At 75.0% G+C, this 18,518-nt stretch carries 15 protein-coding genes; 8 read left to right on the forward strand and 7 right to left on the reverse strand.

From position 1 onward, the window contains the following. Window positions 1–29: 29 nt before the first annotated feature. Window positions 30–1,136 carry a polyprenyl synthetase family protein gene (locus tag ACFVHB_RS11265; protein WP_380318680.1) on the reverse strand — a complete coding sequence of 369 codons (1,107 nt, stop codon included), beginning with the start codon at window positions 1,134–1,136 and terminating at the stop codon, window positions 30–32. Window positions 1,137–1,357: 221 nt separating this feature from the next. On the opposite strand from ACFVHB_RS11265, the gene metF reads away from it, so the two are divergent. After that, window positions 1,358–2,272 carry a methylenetetrahydrofolate reductase [NAD(P)H] gene (metF, locus tag ACFVHB_RS11270; protein ID WP_380318683.1) on the forward strand — a complete coding sequence of 305 codons (915 nt, stop codon included), beginning with the start codon at window positions 1,358–1,360 and terminating at the stop codon, window positions 2,270–2,272. A gap of 141 nt (window positions 2,273–2,413) precedes the next feature. After that, window positions 2,414–3,307: a hypothetical protein gene (locus tag ACFVHB_RS11275; protein ID WP_380318686.1), complete on the forward strand. Its 894-nt coding sequence runs from the start codon at window positions 2,414–2,416 to the stop codon at window positions 3,305–3,307. Between the two features lie 54 nt (window positions 3,308–3,361). On the opposite strand, the gene ACFVHB_RS11280 is transcribed toward ACFVHB_RS11275, so the two are convergent. Beyond that, entirely contained in the window at window positions 3,362–4,864 is a 1,503-nt protein-coding gene (locus ACFVHB_RS11280; protein ID WP_380318689.1) for a phytoene desaturase family protein, read from the reverse strand. A gap of 9 nt (window positions 4,865–4,873) precedes the next feature. Then, window positions 4,874–5,506, reverse strand: a complete 633-nt coding sequence (locus ACFVHB_RS11285; protein ID WP_380318691.1) for a DUF4126 domain-containing protein — start codon at window positions 5,504–5,506, stop codon at window positions 4,874–4,876. 568 nt (window positions 5,507–6,074) lie between these two features. Between ACFVHB_RS11285 and ACFVHB_RS11290 the strand changes: the two genes are divergently transcribed. The 3 genes from ACFVHB_RS11290 (at window position 6,075) to ACFVHB_RS11300 (ending at window position 8,259) form a co-directional block, all read left to right on the forward strand. Then, window positions 6,075–6,665, forward strand: a complete 591-nt coding sequence (locus tag ACFVHB_RS11290; protein ID WP_380318694.1) for an SAV_6107 family HEPN domain-containing protein — start codon at window positions 6,075–6,077, stop codon at window positions 6,663–6,665. An 88-nt stretch (window positions 6,666–6,753) separates the two neighbouring features. Then, window positions 6,754–7,506, forward strand: coding sequence for a methyltransferase domain-containing protein (locus tag ACFVHB_RS11295; RefSeq protein WP_380318697.1), 753 nt, complete (start codon window positions 6,754–6,756; stop codon window positions 7,504–7,506). 363 nt (window positions 7,507–7,869) lie between these two features. Beyond that, a complete protein-coding gene (locus ACFVHB_RS11300; RefSeq protein WP_380318700.1) occupies window positions 7,870–8,259 on the forward strand; it encodes a DUF3040 domain-containing protein in 390 nt (129 codons plus the stop codon). Window positions 8,260–8,346: 87 nt separating this feature from the next. Here ACFVHB_RS11300 and ACFVHB_RS11305 read toward each other — a convergent pair whose 3' ends face one another. The 4 genes from ACFVHB_RS11305 to ACFVHB_RS11320 all read right to left on the reverse strand — a co-directional run bounded on the left by ACFVHB_RS11305 (window position 8,347) and on the right by ACFVHB_RS11320 (window position 14,041). Next, window positions 8,347–10,797, reverse strand: a complete 2,451-nt coding sequence (locus ACFVHB_RS11305) for a transglutaminaseTgpA domain-containing protein (RefSeq protein WP_380318702.1) — start codon at window positions 10,795–10,797, stop codon at window positions 8,347–8,349. Beyond that, window positions 10,794–12,116, reverse strand: a complete 1,323-nt coding sequence (locus ACFVHB_RS11310; protein ID WP_380318704.1) for a DUF58 domain-containing protein — start codon at window positions 12,114–12,116, stop codon at window positions 10,794–10,796. The genes ACFVHB_RS11305 and ACFVHB_RS11310 overlap by 4 nt, the downstream gene beginning before the upstream one ends. A 1-nt stretch (window position 12,117) precedes the next feature. Further along, window positions 12,118–13,083 carry an AAA family ATPase gene (locus tag ACFVHB_RS11315; RefSeq protein WP_380318977.1) on the reverse strand — a complete coding sequence of 322 codons (966 nt, stop codon included), beginning with the start codon at window positions 13,081–13,083 and terminating at the stop codon, window positions 12,118–12,120. 415 nt (window positions 13,084–13,498) lie between these two features. Beyond that, on the reverse strand, window positions 13,499–14,041 hold the full coding sequence (locus ACFVHB_RS11320; protein WP_380318707.1) for a beta-class carbonic anhydrase: 543 nt from the start codon (window positions 14,039–14,041) through the stop codon (window positions 13,499–13,501). Between the two features lie 569 nt (window positions 14,042–14,610). On the opposite strand from ACFVHB_RS11320, the gene rsmH reads away from it, so the two are divergent. The 3 genes from rsmH to ACFVHB_RS11335 are packed head-to-tail and all read left to right on the forward strand — an operon-like array spanning window position 14,611 to window position 18,508. Next, entirely contained in the window at window positions 14,611–15,585 is a 975-nt protein-coding gene (rsmH, locus tag ACFVHB_RS11325; RefSeq protein ID WP_380318710.1) for a 16S rRNA (cytosine(1402)-N(4))-methyltransferase RsmH, read from the forward strand. A 35-nt stretch (window positions 15,586–15,620) separates the two neighbouring features. Beyond that, complete coding sequence (locus ACFVHB_RS11330; protein WP_380318713.1) at window positions 15,621–16,175, forward strand: cell division protein FtsL; 555 nt, start codon at window positions 15,621–15,623, stop codon at window positions 16,173–16,175. Beyond that, window positions 16,172–18,508 carry a penicillin-binding transpeptidase domain-containing protein gene (locus ACFVHB_RS11335; RefSeq protein ID WP_380318716.1) on the forward strand — a complete coding sequence of 779 codons (2,337 nt, stop codon included), beginning with the start codon at window positions 16,172–16,174 and terminating at the stop codon, window positions 18,506–18,508. The genes ACFVHB_RS11330 and ACFVHB_RS11335 overlap by 4 nt, the downstream gene beginning before the upstream one ends. Window positions 18,509–18,518 lie beyond the last annotated feature (10 nt).

An 18,518-nucleotide genomic window follows, 5' to 3' on the forward strand; every position in this document is an offset into this window, starting at 1 on the left:
CGGCACGGGGCCGCCGCCGGCCCGGGTACTCAGTACTTGCGGACGGTGGCGGCCTCGGCCAGCGCCAGCAGGACCGTGCGGGCCCGCTCGTCGGCGAGCGGCGCCGCCGCCAGCGCTGCCAGCGACTGCCGCATCAGCTCCTCGATCCGCTGCTCCACGCGCTCGGGCGCGCCGCTGCGCTCCACCAGCGCGCGCAGCCGGGAGACCTCCTCGGGCGCGAGGTCCGGGGCGCCGAGCCGCTCGTCCAGGTGGCGGGCGTCGGCGGCGGAGAGCCCGCGCATCGCGTGCGCGACCAGCAGGGTCCGCTTGCCCTCGCGCAGGTCGTCCCCGGCCGGCTTTCCGGTGACCGCCGGGTCGCCGAAGACGCCGAGCAGGTCGTCCCGGAGCTGGAACGCCTCGCCCAGCGGCAGGCCGAACGCCCCGTACGCCTCGACCAGCTCCGGCGGGGCGCCCGCCAGCAGCGCGCCGACCTGCAGCGGACGCTCGATCGTGTACTTGGCCGACTTGTAGTGCAGCACGGTCTGCGCCCGGTCCAGCGCGCCGCCGTCGGTGGAGTCGCCGGCGACCGGCTCCAGCACGTCCAGGTACTGGCCGACCATGACCTCGGTGCGCATCAGGTCGAACATCGGCTTGGCGGCCAGCACCGCGGCCGGGTCCAGGCCGGAGCGCAGGAACAGCTCGTCGCACCAGATCAGCAGCAGGTCGCCGAGCAGCACCGCGGCCGAGGTGCCGTACTGCTCGCGGTCGCCGCGCCAGCCGCTGTCGCGGTGCAGCGCCTCGAAGCGGCGGTGCACCGAGGGCAGGCCGCGCCGGGTGTCGCTGCGGTCCATCAGGTCGTCGTGGACGAGCGCGCTGGCCTGGAGCAGCTCCAGGGCGGCGGCCGCGTTGGCGATGCCCTCGCCCCCGGCGGGCCCGCCGGCGCCGCGCCAGCCCCAGTAGCAGAAGGCCGGGCGCAGTCGTTTTCCGCCGTCCAGCAGGAAGTCGCGGAGCGCGTCGGCGGCGGGCGCGAGCTGCGGCGAGATCTTGCCGAGCAGGGCCGTCTGACCGTCCATGAAGCCGGCGAGGGCCGCGTTGACGCGCCCGCGCACGTCCTCCACGTCAATGGGGTTGGCCGGCCGGTTGGTGGACGAGGTCACGATGAGGCTCCGGAGGTTTGGCTGGGGGTGCAGCAAGCGTAGCCGGGCGGCCGGGAACAGCTGTACGGACGACTCCGCGGCCCTGCCGCCGGGGCCGTCCCGCGGGGGGTTCCGACGCCTTCCCGGGCGGTGGTGAACGGAAGCGGAACCGTGTCCATCCATTGTCTCAATTGCTGGAACCGAGTTGTCCGGGCCCTTCGGGCGACGGTTAACCTGCCAGCATGGCACTCGGCGTCGCTTCCACCAGAACAGACCGCGCGCTGACGGTCCGCGAGCTTCTGGCGGCCGGCAAGCGATCCTTCTCCTTCGAGTTCATGCCCCCGCGCAGCGAGGTCGGTGAGCAGCGTCTCTGGGACGCCATCCGCCGCCTCGAACCGCTCGACCCCAACTTCGTCTGCATGACGTACGGGGCCGGCGGCTCCTCGCGCGAGCGCACCGTCAACATGGTCGGCCGGATCGCCACGGAGACCACGTTGACCCCCGTCGCCCACCTGACGGCCGTCGACCACTCGGTCGCCGAGCTGCGCAACATCATCGGCCAGTACGCCGACCAGGGGGTGCGCAACGTCCTGGCGGTGCGGGGCGACCCGCCCGGCGACCCGATGGGCGAGTGGGTGAAGCACCCGCAGGGCGTCACCTACGCGTACGAGCTGGTGGAGCTGATCAAGGGCATCGGCGACTTCTGCGTGGGCGTGGCCGCCTCGCCGAACATGCACCCGCGCTCGACCAACTGGGACGACGACATCCGGCACTTCGTGGCGAAGATCCGCGCCGGGGCCGACTACGCGATCACCCAGATGTTCTTCGAGGTCGACGACTACCTGCGGCTGCGCGACCGGGTGACCGCCGCCGGCTGCGAGACGCCGATCATCCCGGAGATCATGCCGGTCACCAACGCCAAGCAGCTGGAGCGGTTCCCGCAGCTGAGCGGCTCGGCGTTCCCCGCCGAGCTGGAGGCCCGGCTGCGCGCCGCGATCGACGACCCGGCGGTGCTGCGCGAGGTCGGCATGGAGCACGCCACCGCGATGTCCGAGCGGCTGCTCGCGGAGGGCGCCCCCGGCCTGCACTTCATCACGCTCAACCACTCGACCGCGACGCTGGAGATCTACCAGAACCTCGGTCTGCACCGGCGCTGACGCGCGCCGCCGGCCCACCCGGGCCGGCGGCCGCGGCGGCCGTGACGGCCGGGAACGCGATGCGGTGCCCCGGCCGTTGAACGGGTACAGTCGCCGCACACGCGCGGCGCGCGCGGGCACGCGACTGGAGGTAGCGGGCGGATGGGCATCGGATACCTGCTGCTGTACGCCGCGTTGGCGGTGGTGGCGCTCTGGCTGGTGGCCGAGCTGCTGCTGCAGAACCGTGCCCCGGTGCACTGGCGGGCCCTCGCCCTGGCGGGCTTCCTCGGGGTGCCCGCCGGCATGGCGACGGGCTCGGTGGTGCTGATCGGCGCGGGTGCCGCGCTGTTCGCGGTCGGCCAGACCCTCGTCACCCTCTCGGTGAAGCGCGGCTACGCGGCCGGCTGGTCGCTGCGCAAGGCCGACGGCAGCCTGCCCGGCCCGCTCGCCAAGGTGCCGCTGCTCGGCGCGCTGACCGGCGGCGCGGCCGTGGCCACCGCGGTGGCGGTGGACCGGATCGGCTCGGTCAGCGCGGTCGAGGAGGAGACCCCCGAACCGGCACCGGCCGAGGACGACGTCGCGGCCGTCGAGCAGACCGCGGCCTTCGCGATGCAGGAGCTCGCCGCGGACGGCGTCTACGCGTCCGCCTACTACGAGCAGCAGCAGACCGAGCTGCTCCAGCCCGTCGCCCAGGCCGCCGTCCAGTCCGACCCGTACGCCGAGGCCTACCAGGGCGGCTACGACCCCGCGCAGCAGCGGGCCTACGACCAGCACGCGCAGCAGCAGTGGCAGGCCCAGCAGCAGCCGGCCTTCGCCTACGACCAGGGGTACGGCGGCTACCAGCAGCAGGCGGATCCGTACGCGGGCTACCAGCAGCAGCCGGTGGACGCCTACGGCTACCAGCAGCAGTACGGCTACGAGCAGCACCAGCCGCAGCAGCAGTGGCAGCCCCAGCCGGACCCGCTGCAGCACGACCCGCTCCAGCAGGGCGTCCCGCACCAGCCGCAGTACGACTACGGCTACCAGCAGCAGAACACCTGGCAGCAGCAGGGCTGAGCGCGGGAGGCCCGTAGGGCCGGCTTCCCGCGCGGCGCGGCGCGGCCGTCGGCGCTACGCGGGCCCGATGAGGTTGGCCGCGATGCAGGCCGACATGCCGACCCGGGCCAGCCCGCCGCCGGGGTGGGCGGCGCCGCCGATCAGGTAGAGGCCGGGGACGGGCGACTCGTTGGCGAGCTGCAGCCAGTTCCCGCCGTCCCCCGCGAGGGCGGGACGGGGGACGGCTCCCCGGAAGGAACCGGTCTCCCGACGGGTGTCCTCCGGGGTGCGGACCACCCGCCACACGACGCGCTCGCGCAGGCCGAGGCCGGCCGTGTCGGCCTGGTCCAGCAGACGGTCCGCGTAGCGGTCGGCCAGGCCGGGGGCGGTCCAGTCGATCCCGCCCGCCGGCGGCACGGTCGCGGTGAGGACCACGCTCTCGTGGTCGTCGTCCGGCCGCAGCGAGGGGTCGTCCGGGCGCAGGACCTGAACGGTCGGGCGGTCGCAGAGCTCGTCGCCGCGGGAGAGCGCGTCCCACTCGGCCGCCGGTTCGGGGGAGTGGACCACGGTGCGGTGGACGGTGCCGGCCGGCCGGCCCCCGCGCAGCGCGAGCAGCACGCAGAACCGTCCGGTGGGCCGGTCGTACCGTCCCCGGTCGGCCGGATCGCCGCCGCCGGGCCATTCGGCGATCCGGCGGGAGAACAGTTCGAAGGCGTCCATCGAGGAGATCACCACGTCGGCGTCGATCCGGCCGGTCGCGGTGTCCACCCCCACGGCCCGTCCGGCCTCGGTGATCACCGCGGTGACGGCGGTGTCGAAGCGGAACTCCACCTTGCGCTGCTCGCAGCGCCGGTACACCGCGTCGGCCAGCGCGCGGATGCCGCCCCTGACGTACCAGACGCCGAAGGACTGCTCCATGTACGGCAGCACCGTCGCGCTCGCCGGGGCCGTGTCCGGGTGCAGGCCGAAGCGCAGGGCGTACTCGTTCAGCAGGGCGGTCAGACCGGGGTGGCCGCCGAGTTCGTGGGTGGCCACGCTGGTGAGCGTCCACGGCCGGGGCCGCGAGAGCCGGGCCAGCAGACCCCTGCGGGGCGGCGCCGGGTACGGGTCGGTGCCCAGCGGCCGGGTGTCGGCCGGCAGCGGCTCCTCCAGCAGCGGGCGGCGGGTGGCCTCCCAGACCGTGCGGCCGCGGTTCGTCACCTCGGCCCAGCGGGCGCCCGCGCCGGGGCCGAACGCGCCGTCCAGGGCCTGGACGACGCCGCCGCGGGAGGCGTTCGGCAGCACCAGGTCGGTGCCGTCGGGCAGCAGGTGCCGGCTCTCCGGGTCGACCGGGGCCAGCCCGACCAGCTCCTCCAGCGGCTCCTTGCCGGTCTTCAGCGCCAGGTCGCGGTAGACGGCCGGGAGGGTGAGCAGCCCGGGACCGGTGTCGAAGGCGAAGCCGTCGCGCTCGTACCGGCCGACCATGCCGCCGTACGTCCCGCCCGCCTCGCAGACCGTCACCCGGTGTCCGAGGGTCGCCAGCCGGGAGGCCGCCGCGAGCCCGCTCATTCCTGCGCCGATGATGACGATCCGTGCCATGGGCGAATCCTATGGCTGCGTGCTGTACGCCCTTTCCGCCGGCTGTGCCCGGCCGGCGGCGCGGGCCGCCTTGCGCTCGCGTCGGCGGGCCCGGAACCGGCGGATCCGGTTGATCGCGAACCAGACCAGCAGCAGGCCCGCGACCAGCAGGACGGCGGCGACCGAGGCGGCCAGCCACGGGTGGAAGATCGCCAGCGTGACCAGGCCGGCGACGGCGAGGTCCTCGGCCAGGCTGACCACGATGTTGCTGGCCGGCTCGGGCGAGGTGTTGACCGCCATCCGCAGCGAGGCCTTCACCAGGTGGCTGACCAGCGCGGTCGTCCCGCCCATCGCACCGGCCGCGACCTCGGGCAGCGAGCCCGGGGCGGCGCTGGCCAGCAGCGCGCCCACGGTGGCACCGGCGATCGGGCGGATCACGGTGTGGGCGGCGTCCCAGACGCTGTCCACGTACGGGATCTTGTCGGCCACCGCCTCCAGCAGGAACAGCACGGCCGCGGCGATCAGCACGTCGGTGCGCTCCAGGGCGGAGGGCACCGAGTCGGCCCCGGCGAACCGGCCCAGTAGCCCGAGCAGCAGCACCACCGCGTACGCGTTGATCCCGCTCGCCAGTCCGCTGGTGAAGATCAGCGGAAGGATCGTCATCCGTTCCTCCTCCGGTCGCCCCCCCGGGATCCGCCCGGTTCGCCGTACCGTACCGGGACGCCGGTCGCGTGCTCTCCGGTTCCCCCGGGGGCGGGTCTGAGTACGGATACTCAGAACCCCGGTTGAGTACCCGAGCGGATGGTCTCCGACCTGCGGAGACGGAAGAGTGGTGGGCACCGGGACGGCGGCGCGTCGGGCGCCGCGGCCCCGGTACGGCGGACAGGTGCCGTCCACCGGCCGCGAGGGGCCGGCGGACGGCACCGGCGGGTCCGCACCGGAGCCGGTCACGGACCGCGCACCGCCGGCACGGGGCGGCGGAGCGGGGTCAGGGGGGAACCGGCGATCCCGGGGGGACTGCGGGGCGCCGCCGACGGGGGGACGGCGCTCCGGCAGGTGCGGGGCGGCGGGGCGCGGGCCGACGGGGGAGCGGCCGGCGACTGCCGCCCGCACGCATGCCCGGAGCACGAACGGCCGCGCGACCGCCCGGGGCGGCATTGTCAGTGGTGCCGTTCAGGATGGGGGAGCACGGACCACCCGGTCCGTGCGCTGCCTCGGAACGGGGGAGACCATGACCATCAGCCGTCCTGAGCCCGTCACCGCCCGCCTCCACTCCGCCGCCCACCGTCCGGACGGCCACCGGCCGGGCGCCGCCCACGTTCCGGCCGGCGGGGACGTCCACCCGGTGCTGCGGCGGGTCGCCGCCCCGCCCGCCGCGCTGGACCTGCTCGCCGACGCCCACCGCACCCTCGCCCGCTCCCGCGCACTGGAGGACCCGCTGGAGCGGTACGCCGCCGCCCACCTCGCCGCGCTGCGCACCGTCGCGGCGGTGCTGGCCGTCCGGGGCCGGCCGGAGAAGAGCCCCCGGCGGCGCCGGGCGATCCGCAGCGCCTGGGAGGTGCTGCCCGAGGTCGCGCCCGAACTCGCCGAGTGGGCGGTGTACTTCGCGGCCGGTGCGCGCCGCCGGGCGGCCGCCGAGGCCGGGATCAGGGGCGCCGCCTCGGCCCGCGACGCGGACGACCTGATCCGCAACTGCGCGCTCTTCCTGCGCCTGGCCGAGCGGCTGCTCGGCCTTCACCCGGTGCCGCCCGCCCCCCGGCTGCCACTGGACGACGGGGACGCCCGGCGGCAACCCGGGGGGTCGAGCGGCCCGAGCGCCTGACCCGGCGACGGCCCGCCGGTCCGTTCCCCCGGGCAGGCCCTAAGGTGGAGGCATCCTGATCGATCTGCACGTGCCGAGGAGCCCCGCCTTGTACCCGACGCGTCCCCGCAGCGCCCTGCGTACCGCCGTGGTGTGGGAGGTGGTGCGGGCAGCCCTGGAGAAGCGGGCGGCCGAGCTGGACCAGCCGGTGCTCGACGTGGTCGACACCGGCGGCGGCACCGGCAACTTCGCCGTGCCGGTCGCCCGGCTCGGCCACCGGGTCACCGTGGTCGACCCGAGCCCGGACGCGCTGTTCGCGCTGGAGCGGCGGGCCGCCGAGGCCGGCGTGACCGACCTGGTCCGCGCCGTCCAGGGCGATACCCAGACGCTGCCCGAGCTGGTCGCGCCCGGCACGGTCGACGCGGTGCTCTGCCACGGCGTGCTGGAGGTCGTCGACGACCCGGCCGAGGCGCTCGGCAGCCTGGCGGGCACCCTGCGCCGCGGCGGCTTCGTCAGCCTGCTGGCCGCCAACCGCAACGGCGCGGTGCTGGCCCGGGCGCTGGGCGGCCACTTCAACGACGCGCGGGCGGTGCTGACGGCCGCCGACGGCCGCTGGGGCGAGAACGACCCGATGCCGCGCCGCTTCACCGGCGAGGAACTGGACCGGCTGGCGGTCGGCGCCGGCCTGCGGGTGGAGTCGGTGCACGGCGTCCGGGTCTTCGCCGACCTGGTCCCCGGCGTCCTGGTGGACACCGAGCCGGGCGCGATGGAGGCGCTGCTCAAGCTGGAGGAGGCCGCCGCCGGGCAGCCCGCCTTCCACGCCGTCGCGACCCAGCTGCACCTGCTGGCCACCCTGGTCTGACCGGGGCGGCCACGGCCCGTCCTCCGTCCGAACGCCGCCCCCTCCCTCCGAAGCCCCCCAGGTCCCGGCCGATTCCACCCGGTCGGGCACTTGTCCGGCCCGTGCCGCGTTGTGCCGAGTGCGGCGGCGGGCCGCCCGAAGTGGCCCGTCCCACGCGTGGCCGACCACTCCGGAACGGGCCCGCGGACCGTATGATCTGGGTAAAGCCGGAAAGCATGACAGCCGGATGCAGGGGGCATATGGACCACACGGACCGGGCCCCGCACAGGCGTCCGACCGCGTGTTCTCAAGGCTGATTGGACTTGCCTCCCCGACCGGGGCGGCGGACCGGTCGCACCCGCGACCGACGAGTAGGAGGACTCCGTGCCGCTCTCGGAGCACGAGCAGCGACTGCTCGACCAGATGGAGCGAGCGCTGTATGCCGAAGATCCCAAATTCGCGTCGGCGCTCGAGGGAACCGGGCTGCGCACCCACACCCGTCGACGGGTCTACCTGGCCGTCGGCGGCTTCGTGGTGGGTATCGGCCTGCTGATGGGTGGCATGGTCGTCCCCGACCAGATCTGGGTCAGCGTCGTCGGGTTCCTGGTGATGCTCGGGTGCGCGGTCTTCGCCGTGACGGGCTGGCGCCGTGGTCCGGCGGGCCAGGTGTCCGGTCCGCGTCCGGCCGCCACTCCGCGCCGCAAGGCGGGGATGATGGACCGGGTCGAGCAGCGCTGGCAGCGGCGCCGGGACGAGCAGACCGGCGGGTTCTGAGCCGGGAGCACCCAGCAGCGCCGAGCGCGGGTGGAACGCCACGAGGGCGGGTGGTCGGACCGACCACCCGCCCTCGGCGTTTCCCGCTCAGTCCCGCTCCTGCCCGGAGCCGCCCCCGCGGCGCAGCCGGCCCGCGGCCCGGCGGACCGGTCCGGTGACCGCGCCGGTCGCCCGGGCCACCCGGCGGCGCCCCGCGAGTCGCGCGGACAGCACCGCGTCGGAGATGCGCCACCAGAGCTGGGCCGAGGACGGCGGCAGCAGCAGCGCCCTGGTCCGGCCGACCCGGCCGACGCCGGCCCGCAGGCCGTCCCGGGCGGTCCGGACGTCCGCCAGCACCGGCGCCGCCACCTCGGCGGACCGGGCGTAGAGCACCCGCTCGGTGGCCAGTGCGACCCGGCCGGCGGCGGCCGCCGAGGCCGCGTCCAGCTCGGCGCTCTCGGCGATCCGGCGGGCGGCGGCGCGCGGAGTGCGCGACTCGTCCGGCGGGATGCCGACGTCCCAGGCGGAGTCGACCAGCTCGGCCCAGGCGGCCAGCACCTGCTCGTCGGTCAGCTCCGCCGGGCCGTCCCCGCCGGGCCGGCGCCGCCCGCCCGCGCCGAGCCGGCGGCGGCGCAGCAGCGTTCGCCAGCAGGCCGGAACGAGCAGCAGCGCGATCAGCACCAGGACCCCGGCCAGGGTGGCCAGTGCCTGCCAGGAGAGCAGCCAGGAGTCGTCCTGGGCGGTGCCGGCGGTCTTCTTCTGGTCCCCGCAGTCGCCGGTGCGGCGCAGCTTCGCGTCGCAGTCGCTGCTGCTGGAGGGCAGCGCGACCGGCGCCGAGCTCTGCGCGGTGACGGTGGGCGAGGCGGTCGGCGCGGTGGTGGGCGCGGTGACCGGCGCGGTGTAGCGGGGCTGGACGCCGCGGCTCTTGGTGGGCTCGAAGCGCATCCAGCCGTAGCCCTCGAAGTACAGCTCGGGCCAGGCGTGGTACATCAGGCCGGTCACCGAGTACACGTCGCCGCCCTTGGTGTTGCCGGGGGTGAAGCCGACCGCGACCCGGGCCGGGATGCCGAGGGCGCGGGACATCGCCGCCATGGTGGAGGCGAAGTGCACGCAGAAGCCCCGGCGGTCGCGCAGGAAGACCTCGATGGCCGAACTGCCCGTCCCGGCCTTGATGCTGGTGTCGTAGGTGAAGTCGGGGCCGGTGAAGAAGTTCTGGAGCGCGCGCGCCTTGTCGTAGGCGTTGTGGGCGTTCCTGGTGATCTCCTCGGCCTGCTTCCTGACGACCGGCGGGAGGTCCCTGGGCAGGTCGGTGTAGCGCTGGGTGATCTGGTTCGGGGCCGGCGGTGCCTGCTGCAGCTCCCTGTCGGTGGGCCGGACGTCGTACGCGGTGACCTGGTAGTGCAGGCCCTTGACCGCCTTCTCCTTGCCCTTCGCCGGGATGACGGTGCCGGTGACGGTGTCCACCCGCCAGTCGGCCTGGTTCGGGACCTTGACGCTCCTCGCCGGGTACGGCATCGGCAGCCAGGTGGACTCCAGCCTGTCGGTGATCTGGAAGTCGCCGTCGATCGCCGGGACGTTCAGTTCGCGCAGGCCCTCGGGGGCGTTGAGGGTGGACTTGAGGTCGACGGTGGCGGGGTTGGTGAGCTTCCACGCGGTGCCGTCGAAGGCGTCCAGCGAGCCGGTGCGGATGTAGGTGGTGTCGGCGAGGCTGCTGTCCATCCGGTAGGTGAGCAGCTCGATGTCGCGGGGCGTGGTGATCGCGGATTCCAGGGTGACCAGCGGGTCGAGGCTGGTGACGCCCCCGACGCCGGGGCCGTTGCCGCCCTTGGGGCTGGTGTGGAGCAGGCCGCCCTCCCAGTGCGGGAGGAAGACCGGCAGCAGCATGGCCATGGCCAGGGCCAGGACGCCGACCCGCTGGCCGCCCACACTGAGCGAGCCGCTGCCCTCGGTGCCGCGCGAGGTGCCGCGGAAGACCCGGCCCCAGCGGGAGACCCGGTCCTGGCCCTCGGCGAACAGCAGCACCAGGTAGCCGACGGCGGCCAGCCCGAACCAGATCCAGCTGCCCCGCTCGCCGGCCAGCCCGTTGCCGACCGAGTAGAGCGCGAGCAGCGGCAGCCCGGCGAGGGCGGAGCGCCGGTAGGTCACGGCGATGGTGTCCACCGCGATGGCGATCAGCCCGACCGAGCCGACCAGGATCAGCCGCAGGCCCGGGTTGGGCGGGGCCGGGATGGCGTACTCCTGGATGTCGTCCAACCCGCGGCCGAGGATCCGGCCGAGGGTGTGCACCGATTCGGTGCCGGGCACCAGGCCGCCGAAGGTGTTGGTGGCGCCCGCGAAGCCGATCAGCAGCAGCAGGAACAGGACGATCAGCTGCCCGAGCGGGACGGTCCAGCGGTAGAAGGGGGTGCGGCGCAGGCCCGCGCCGGCCGCCGCGATCAGCGCGACCACCAGGAGGGCGTGGGTGATCCAGCCCTTGGTGGTGAGCAGCGGGGTCAGGCAGAGCGCGGCCAGGGCGGTGGCCAGCGCCGAGTACACGGTCAGTTTGGCCCGGGTGGTCACGCGCCGGCCTCTTCTCGGTAGGGGGAGGGCGACTCGGCCCGGTCGGCGGCCTGCCACAGGTCGGGGGCGGAGTCCCCCGCGCGGACCGGCAGGACGGTCCAGCCGGCCTCGCGCAGCTGGCGGACGCGGGCCTGGAACGCCTCCCCGCCGGTGTCCGGGGCGAGCATCCGCAGGCCGGCCCAGGTGCCGGTGTCGAGCAGGAAGACCACCGCGCCGCCGGTGCGGTTGCGCAGCCGGGCCAGCCGGGCGGTCTGCGGCTCGTCCAGTTCGCCGAGGACGGCGACCAGCAGGCCCTCGCCGGAGACCCGCAGCGGCTCCTCGGCGCGGGAGAGGCCGCCGCCGTCGGAGAGGTCGACCACCGCGAGCGCGTCCAGGATCAGGCCGGAGGCGTCGGCCGCGGTGTTGCCGCCGCCGGCGTCCGCGCCGGGGACGCAGTGGCCGGTGTCGGTGAGCAGCCGGGTCTGGTAGCCGCGCTGGAGCAGGTGGACGGCGACCGAGGCGGCGCAGCCGACCGCCCACTCGAAGGAGGAGGCGGGGCCGCTGCCGCGGTGGCCGATCTCCCGGGTGTCCAGCAGGACGGTGGCCCGGGCCTTCTGCGGCTGCTCCTCGCGGCGGACCATCAGCTCGCCGTACCGGGCGGTGGACTTCCAGTGCACCCGGCGCAGGTCGTCGCCGGGCCGGTACTCGCGCAGGATGACGTCGTCGTCGCCGGCCAGTGCCAGGGCGCGGGTGTGGCTGTCGCCCTGGCCGGCCCATTCGCCGCTGAGCCGGACGTGCGACAGGGCCTGCACCTGCGGCACCACGGTGAGGACGTCGGAGGCGGCGAAGGAACGGTTCAGCTCGCACATCCCGAACGGGTCGGAGAGCCGCAGCTGGAGCGGGCCGAGCGGGTAGCGGCCGCGCAGGTCGGAGCGGACCCGGTAGGACACCTCGCGGTTGCCGCGCGGCTCGACCCGGTCCAGGACGAACCGCGGGCGCGGCCCGAGCACGTACGGGACCTTGTCCTCCAGCAGCAGCAGGCCGGTGGGCACCCGGGAGACGTTGTCCACCCGCAGGTGGACCCTCGCCTCCTGGCCGGCCACCGCCCGGCTCGGGGAGAGCCGGCGGCCGCTGGCCACCCGGTAGCGGGTGTTGGCCAGCAGCAGCGCGGCGGCCAGCGGCAGTGCCGCGAGCAGCACGCCGACGCGCAGCAGCGCGTCCTGGTCGAGCAGGTAGGAGCAGACCACCGCGGTGGCCCCGGCGGCGAGGAAGGAGCGGCCCCGGGTGGTGAGGCCGCGCAGGCCGGCGCGCAGGCCCGACGGTGCGTCGGACGGCCCCACCTCAGCCCCTCCGGACGGCCGGGCCGCCCTGCGGGCGCGGCAGCGGAAGACGGGCCACCAGGTCGGCCACGATCTGCTCGGCGGTGCGGCGGCTGAGCTGGGTCTCGGCGGTCGGCATCAGGCGGTGGGCGAGCACCGGGACGGCCAGGCGCTGGACGTCGTCCGGGGTGACGTAGTCGCGGCCGTCCAGGGCGGCGGCGGCGCGGGCGGCGCGCACCAGGTGCAGGGTGGCGCGCGGCGAGGCGCCGAGCCGCAGCTCGTGGCTGGTCCGGGTGGCGCCGACCAGGTCGACGGCGTAGCGGCGGACCGGGTCGGCGATGTGCACGGTGCGCACCAGGTCGATCAGCTTCAGGATGTCCGCGGCGTGCGCGACAGGCTGCAGGTCGTCCAGCGGGCTGGCCCCGCCGTGCACGTCGAGCATGGCCAGCTCGGCCTCGGGGCTCGGGTAGCCCATCGAGATCCGGGCCATGAAGCGGTCCCGCTGGGCCTCGGGGAGGGCGTAGGTGCCCTCCATCTCGACCGGGTTCTGGGTGGCCACCACCATGAACGGCGAGGGCAGCTCGTAGCTGGTGCCGTCGATGGTGACCTGGCGCTCCTCCATCGACTCCAGCAGCGCGGACTGGGTCTTCGGCGAGGCGCGGTTGATCTCGTCGCCGACCACGATCTGGGCGAAGATCGCGCCCGGGCGGAACTCGAAGTCGCGCTGGTGCTGGTCGAAGATGTTGGTGCCGGTGACGTCCGAGGGCAGCAGGTCCGGGGTGAACTGGATGCGCCGCACGGTGCAGTCGACGGACCGGGCCAGCGCCTTGGCCAGCATGGTCTTGCCGACGCCGGGCACGTCCTCCAGCAGCAGGTGGCCCTCGGCGAGCAGGACGGTCAGGGCGATCCGGACGGCCTCCGGCTTGCCCTCGATCACGCTCTCGACGTTGGCCCGGACCCGGTCCACGACGGCGGCGAGCTCCGGCAGGCCGACCGGGCGGTAGCCCTCCGTCCGCTGATCGCCCCCCGCACGACCTTCGAGACCGGCCTGATCGTTGTAGCTCGTCACCCGTACGCTCCCTGGCACGCCGCGCCCGCCTCACCCCGAGGCCGGCCCCCACCCCATGCTTGACGCGGCCCCTCCGGGCACGGTTCCGCGCGGGATCCGGTGCCGGGAGTGGGGCCTGCGGCCTGGCCGCCCCAGGTGGTTCGGGGTCTGACCGGCAGCCGCATTCTCCCCCGGGTGGCGGTCAGAAGTCACCATCCGGCCGGGAAGCGGGGGAGGGCGCCTGGGCGGCGTGGAGGGGACGGCGGGACCGGTGCGTGGCCGTGCGGGGTGAGGACGGCGCGGGGCCCGGGCGGCGCTGGCCGGGCCGGAGGCGTCGCCGGGGAGCGGGACGGGGTCAGACGATCTCGCGGAGCAGCCCGGTGTGGACGTCGAACACGAAGCCGCGCACGTCGTCGGTGTGCAGCAGGAACGGCGAGGTGCGCACCCGCTGCATGGACTGCCGGACGTCGCCGTCCAGGTCGACGAAGGCCTCGACCGCCCACTGCGGGCGCTGGCCGACCTCCAGCTCCAGCTCGCGCCGGAAGTCCTCGGTGAGGCCGAGCAGGCCGCAGCCGGTGTGGTGGATCAGCACGATCGAGCGGGTGCCGAGGGCGCGCTGGCTGATGGTCAGCGAGCGGATGGTGTCGTCGGTGACGACACCGCCGGCGTTGCGGAGCACGTGGGCGTCGCCGAGTTCGAGCCCGAGGGCGGCGAACAGGTCGAGCCGGGCGTCCATGCAGGCCACCACGGCGACCTTCTGGACGGGGCGGGCGTCCATGCCGCCGTCGCGGAAGGTCACCGCGTAGTCGCGGTTGGAGGCCACGAAGCGGTCGATGATGCTCGGGGCGGTGGGGTCGGCAGCGGCGGTCGGCGTGGGCCGGTCGGGGGTCACTGTCATATCGGAGACGTTAGTGCGATTCGCCGCTCCGTGGTGGGGTCGGGGGCTACAGAGTGCGTGGCTGTGACCGAGTGCATATGCACAACGCGACGGCCCGGATGACCGCTTCGGCCGGGTATGTCCGGCGGTCCGGAGGCCGGTCCGGCCGGGGCGCGAGGCCCCGCCGCACCACCCCGCGCGGCGCCGCCGCCGGGCCGCCGGGACGGCCGCGACCTGCGGTGATCCGTACCGCCGCCCGGGTGGTGCGCCGGAGCGGGCCATTGACTGGCGAGGCGTGGGCGATAGAGTTGCGGCGCAGTGGAGCACACCCGCCGAGGCCCGTCAACCGGGCCTTTCCGGCCGGTGCGGCGGCCGACGCGGCCGGTGGCCTCCACCCGCTCCGTGCCACCTGGCGCACCTTCCCCGGCGCCGGGCGGTCACGACCTTCCCCAGGAGCGGGCGGGGACCACGGGCCGCGTCCCGGCCACCGGGGAGCTCCCCCAGGCGCCGCCTCCGGCGCGCGGTGGGCCAAAATGGTCGGAGCTCCCGTATCCCGGGCTGCTCCGCACCGAGGAAGGGCGCCATCGCGCATGACCACCAACGATCCGGCCCCCAAGCACGTCCCCGTGATGCTGCAGCGGTGCATGGACGCGCTCGCCCCCGCGATCTCGCGGCCCGGTGCCGTGGTGGTGGACGCCACCCTCGGCCTCGGCGGGCACAGCGAGGCGCTGCTGACCCAGTTCCCGGACGTCCGGCTGGTCGCGGTGGACCGCGACCCGGCCGCCCTGAAGCTCTCCGCCGAGCGGCTGGCCCCGTTCGGCGACCGGGCCACCCTGGTGCACGCCGTCTACGACGAGATCCCCGAGGTGCTGGAGCGCCTGGACATCCCCGAGGTGCAGGGCGTTCTGTTCGACCTCGGCGTCTCCTCGATGCAGCTGGACGAGGCCGACCGCGGCTTCGCGTACGCGCAGGACGCCCCGCTGGACATGCGGATGGACCAGAGCCGGGGGATCAGCGCCGCCGAGGTGCTGAACACCTACAGCCACGGCCAGCTGGCCCGCATCCTCAAGGTCTACGGCGAGGAGCGGTTCGCCGGGAAGATCGCCTCGGTGATCGTGCGCGAGCGCGAGAAGGAACCGTTCACCACCAGCGCGCGTCTGGTCGAGTTGGTCCGCAACGCCATCCCGGCCGCCACCCGCCGCACCGGCGGCAACCCGGCCAAGCGCACCTTCCAGGCGCTGCGGATCGAGGTCAACGGCGAGCTGGAGGTGCTGGACCGGGCGATCCCGGGGGCCCTGGACGTGCTGGCGCTGGGCGGGCGGATCGTGGTGATGTCCTACCAGTCGCTGGAGGACCGCCTGGTCAAGCAGTACTTCGCCGCCGGGGCGACCAGCACCGCCCCGCCGGGGCTGCCGTTCGTCCCCGAGGAGCACCAGCCCTGGCTGAAGCTGATCACCCGCGGTGCCGAGCTGGCCACCGACGAGGAGATCGAGGAGAACCGGCGCGCCGCGCCCGTGCGGCTGCGGGTGGCGGAGAGGATCAGGGACCGAGGCACCCGGGGCTGAGCGGGCCGGGGCGGGCGAAGGGCGGAGGAGACAGCGTGGGGCCGGTGGCCGGAGGCGGGGCGGGGGGCGCGGTGCTCCCCGGGCAGGGCGGCAGGGCGCGGATCACGGTCCGCCCCGGGCGGCGCCAGGTACGGGGGCGGACGCCGTTCGCGGTCCTGGTCGTGGTCCTGCTCGCGGCCGGGCTGCTCGGCCTGCTGGCGCTGAACACCGCCCTCAACGAGGGCTCCTTCGAGCTGTCCAGGCTGCGGCGGCAGACCACCGCGCTCACCGACGAGCAGCAGGGCCTGCAGCACCAGATCGGCCAGAACTCCGCGCCGGACGCGCTGGCGCGCCGGGCCGCCGAGCTGGGCATGGTGCCGGCCGGCGGGATGGCCTTCCTGGACGTCCCGAACGGCGGCAAGGTGCTCGGGACGCCCGGCCCGGCCCAGGACGGCCAGCCGGTGAAACGGTCCACCGCCGAGCCGTGGCCGGGCAGGCCGCAGCCCTCGCCGAGCGCCCAGCCGAGCGTCCCCGCGCCGGGCGGCGACACCACCGTCCAGATCAACCCCGCCGTGCCCGCGCCGGCCCCGACCGGGGGTGCGGCCCGATGAGTACGCCCCGACAGCCCGGAGGCACCGGCGGCTCCGGGGGCAGCGGCCGTCCGCGGCCGACGGCCAAGGGCGCCGCGCCGCGGCAGACCCCGCGCGCCCAGTCCGCCGGCGGCAAGGCCCAGCCGGCGGGCGGCGGGGCGCAGCCCGCCAAGCCCGCCAGGGCCCAGCAGCCGAGGCCGCAGCCGGCCCGCTCCTCCCAGCCGGCGAAGGCGCAACCCGCCAAGGCGCAGCCCGCCAAGCCGCAGCCGGCCAAGGCACAGCCCGCCCGGTCGAAGCAGCCTCCGAAGCCGGCGCCCGCCAAGGCCCAGCCGGCCCGGCACCCGCAGGCCAAGGCCGCCCCCCGGACGCCGCAGCAGCGCCGCCCGGACGGCCGCCCGCCGGTCCGCGGCCAGGCGCAGGGCTCCGCCCGGCCGCGCCCGAAGTCCCGCCCGCCGCAGCGCCCGCAGCCCAAGGCGCTCCGGCTGGCCGACCCGCGCCGCCGCCTGCGGGTCGTCACCGTGGCGCTCTCGCTGGTGTTCTCGGTCTTCGCCGGCCGGCTGGTCCAGCTCCAGCTGCTGGACTCCGACGCGCTGGCCGCCGACGCCAACACCAACCGCTACCTGGACGTCCCGATCACCGCCGAGCGCGGCTCGATAACGTCCGCCGACGGGGTGGCGCTGGCCACCACCGTCGACGCGTACGACATCACCGCCGACCCGGCCATGTTCACCCCGGAGTCGTCCGGCGTCCCGGACGCCCCGGAGCAGGCGGCCGCGCTGCTGGCGCCGATCCTCGGCCTGCCCAAGGAGCGGATCGCCGCCGACCTGCGCACCCCCAGGACCCGCTACAAGCGGCTCGCCGCCCGGCAGACCCCGGACGTCAAGAACCAGATCGGCGACCTCAAGTCCACCCTGGAGAAGCAGGCCGGCTCCCGGTCCTGCGCGGCCCAGAAGCGCCTGCTGAACAAGCCCGCGGACCAGGGCGGGCGGACCAGGCTGGACAACGAGTGCGTCAACCCGCTGGCCGGGGTGTTCAACCGGGAGACCCAGAAGCGGGTCTACCCCTCGGACGGGCTGGCCGCCAACCTGGTCGGCTTCGTCAACGCCGAGGGCGAGGGCGCGGGCGGTCTGGAGCAGCAGTACCAGAACGTGCTGGCCGGCCGGGAGGGCCACACCAGCTACGCCCAGGCCGGCGGCCGGCTGGTGCCCACCGCCGGCGGCTCGCTGGACCCGGCGGTGCCCGGCACCGACCTGCGGCTGACCATCAACCGGGACATCCAGTGGGCCGCCCAGCGGGCCATCACCGACCAGGTCGCCAACGCCGGGGCGGAGAAGGGCTACGTCATCGTCCAGGACGTGCGGAACGGCCAGGTCCTGGCGATGGCCACCTCGCCCGGGTTCAACCCGAACGACCTGAGCACCGCCAAGTCCTCCCAGCTCGGCAACGCGGCCGTCCAGGACGCCTACGAGCCCGGCTCCACCGCCAAGCTGATGACCATGGCCGCGGTGCTGGACACCGGCAAGGCGTCCTGGGACACCAAGGTCACCGTCCCCTACCCGCTGGTCCGCGGCGACACCGCGTTCAAGGACGACGTCGAGCACCCGACCTGGTACCTGACGCTGGCCGGGGTGCTCGCCAAGTCCTCGAACATCGGCACCATCGAGGCCGCCCAGACGCTCGGCGCGACCCAGCCCGAGGCCAACCAGGTGCTCTACGACTACCTGCGGAAGTTCGGCATCGGCCAGCAGACCGGCCTGGGCTTCCCCGGCGAGACCGCGGGCCTGCTGGACAAGCCGGAGGACTGGAAGGCGTCCAAGCAGTACACCATCCCGTTCGGCCAGGGCCTGTCGGTGAACGCGCTGCAGGCCACCTCGGTGTTCTCCACCATCGCCAACGGCGGGGTGCGGGTGGCGCCCAGCGTCGTCCAGGGCACCACCGCGCCCGACGGCCGGTACACCCCGGCCGCGCCCGGCGCGGCGTCCCGCGTGGTCAGCGAGCAGACCGCGAAGACGCTCACCGAGATGCTGGAGTCGGTGGTCACCGACGAGCAGGGCACCGGCGGCAAGGCGGCCATCCCGGGCTACCGGGTGGCCGGCAAGACCGGCACCGCCAACCGGGTGGACCCGAGGACCGGCGGCTACCGCGGGTACACCGCGTCGTTCATCGGCTTCGCCCCCGCCGACCAGCCCCGGGTCACCGTCTCCTGCGTGATCCAGGACCCGGTCAACGGCCACTTCGGCGGCCAGCTGTGCGGTCCGGTGTTCAAGCAGGTGATGGAGTTCACCCTCAAGACCCTCCAGGTCCCGCCGAGCGGCAGCGAGGCGCCCAATCTGCCCGTCGAGTGGAAGCCGTGATCGAGCATGA

This window comes from Kitasatospora sp. NPDC127111, from assembly GCF_042677465.1.
Classification (GTDB): Bacteria; Actinomycetota; Actinomycetes; order Streptomycetales; family Streptomycetaceae; genus Kitasatospora.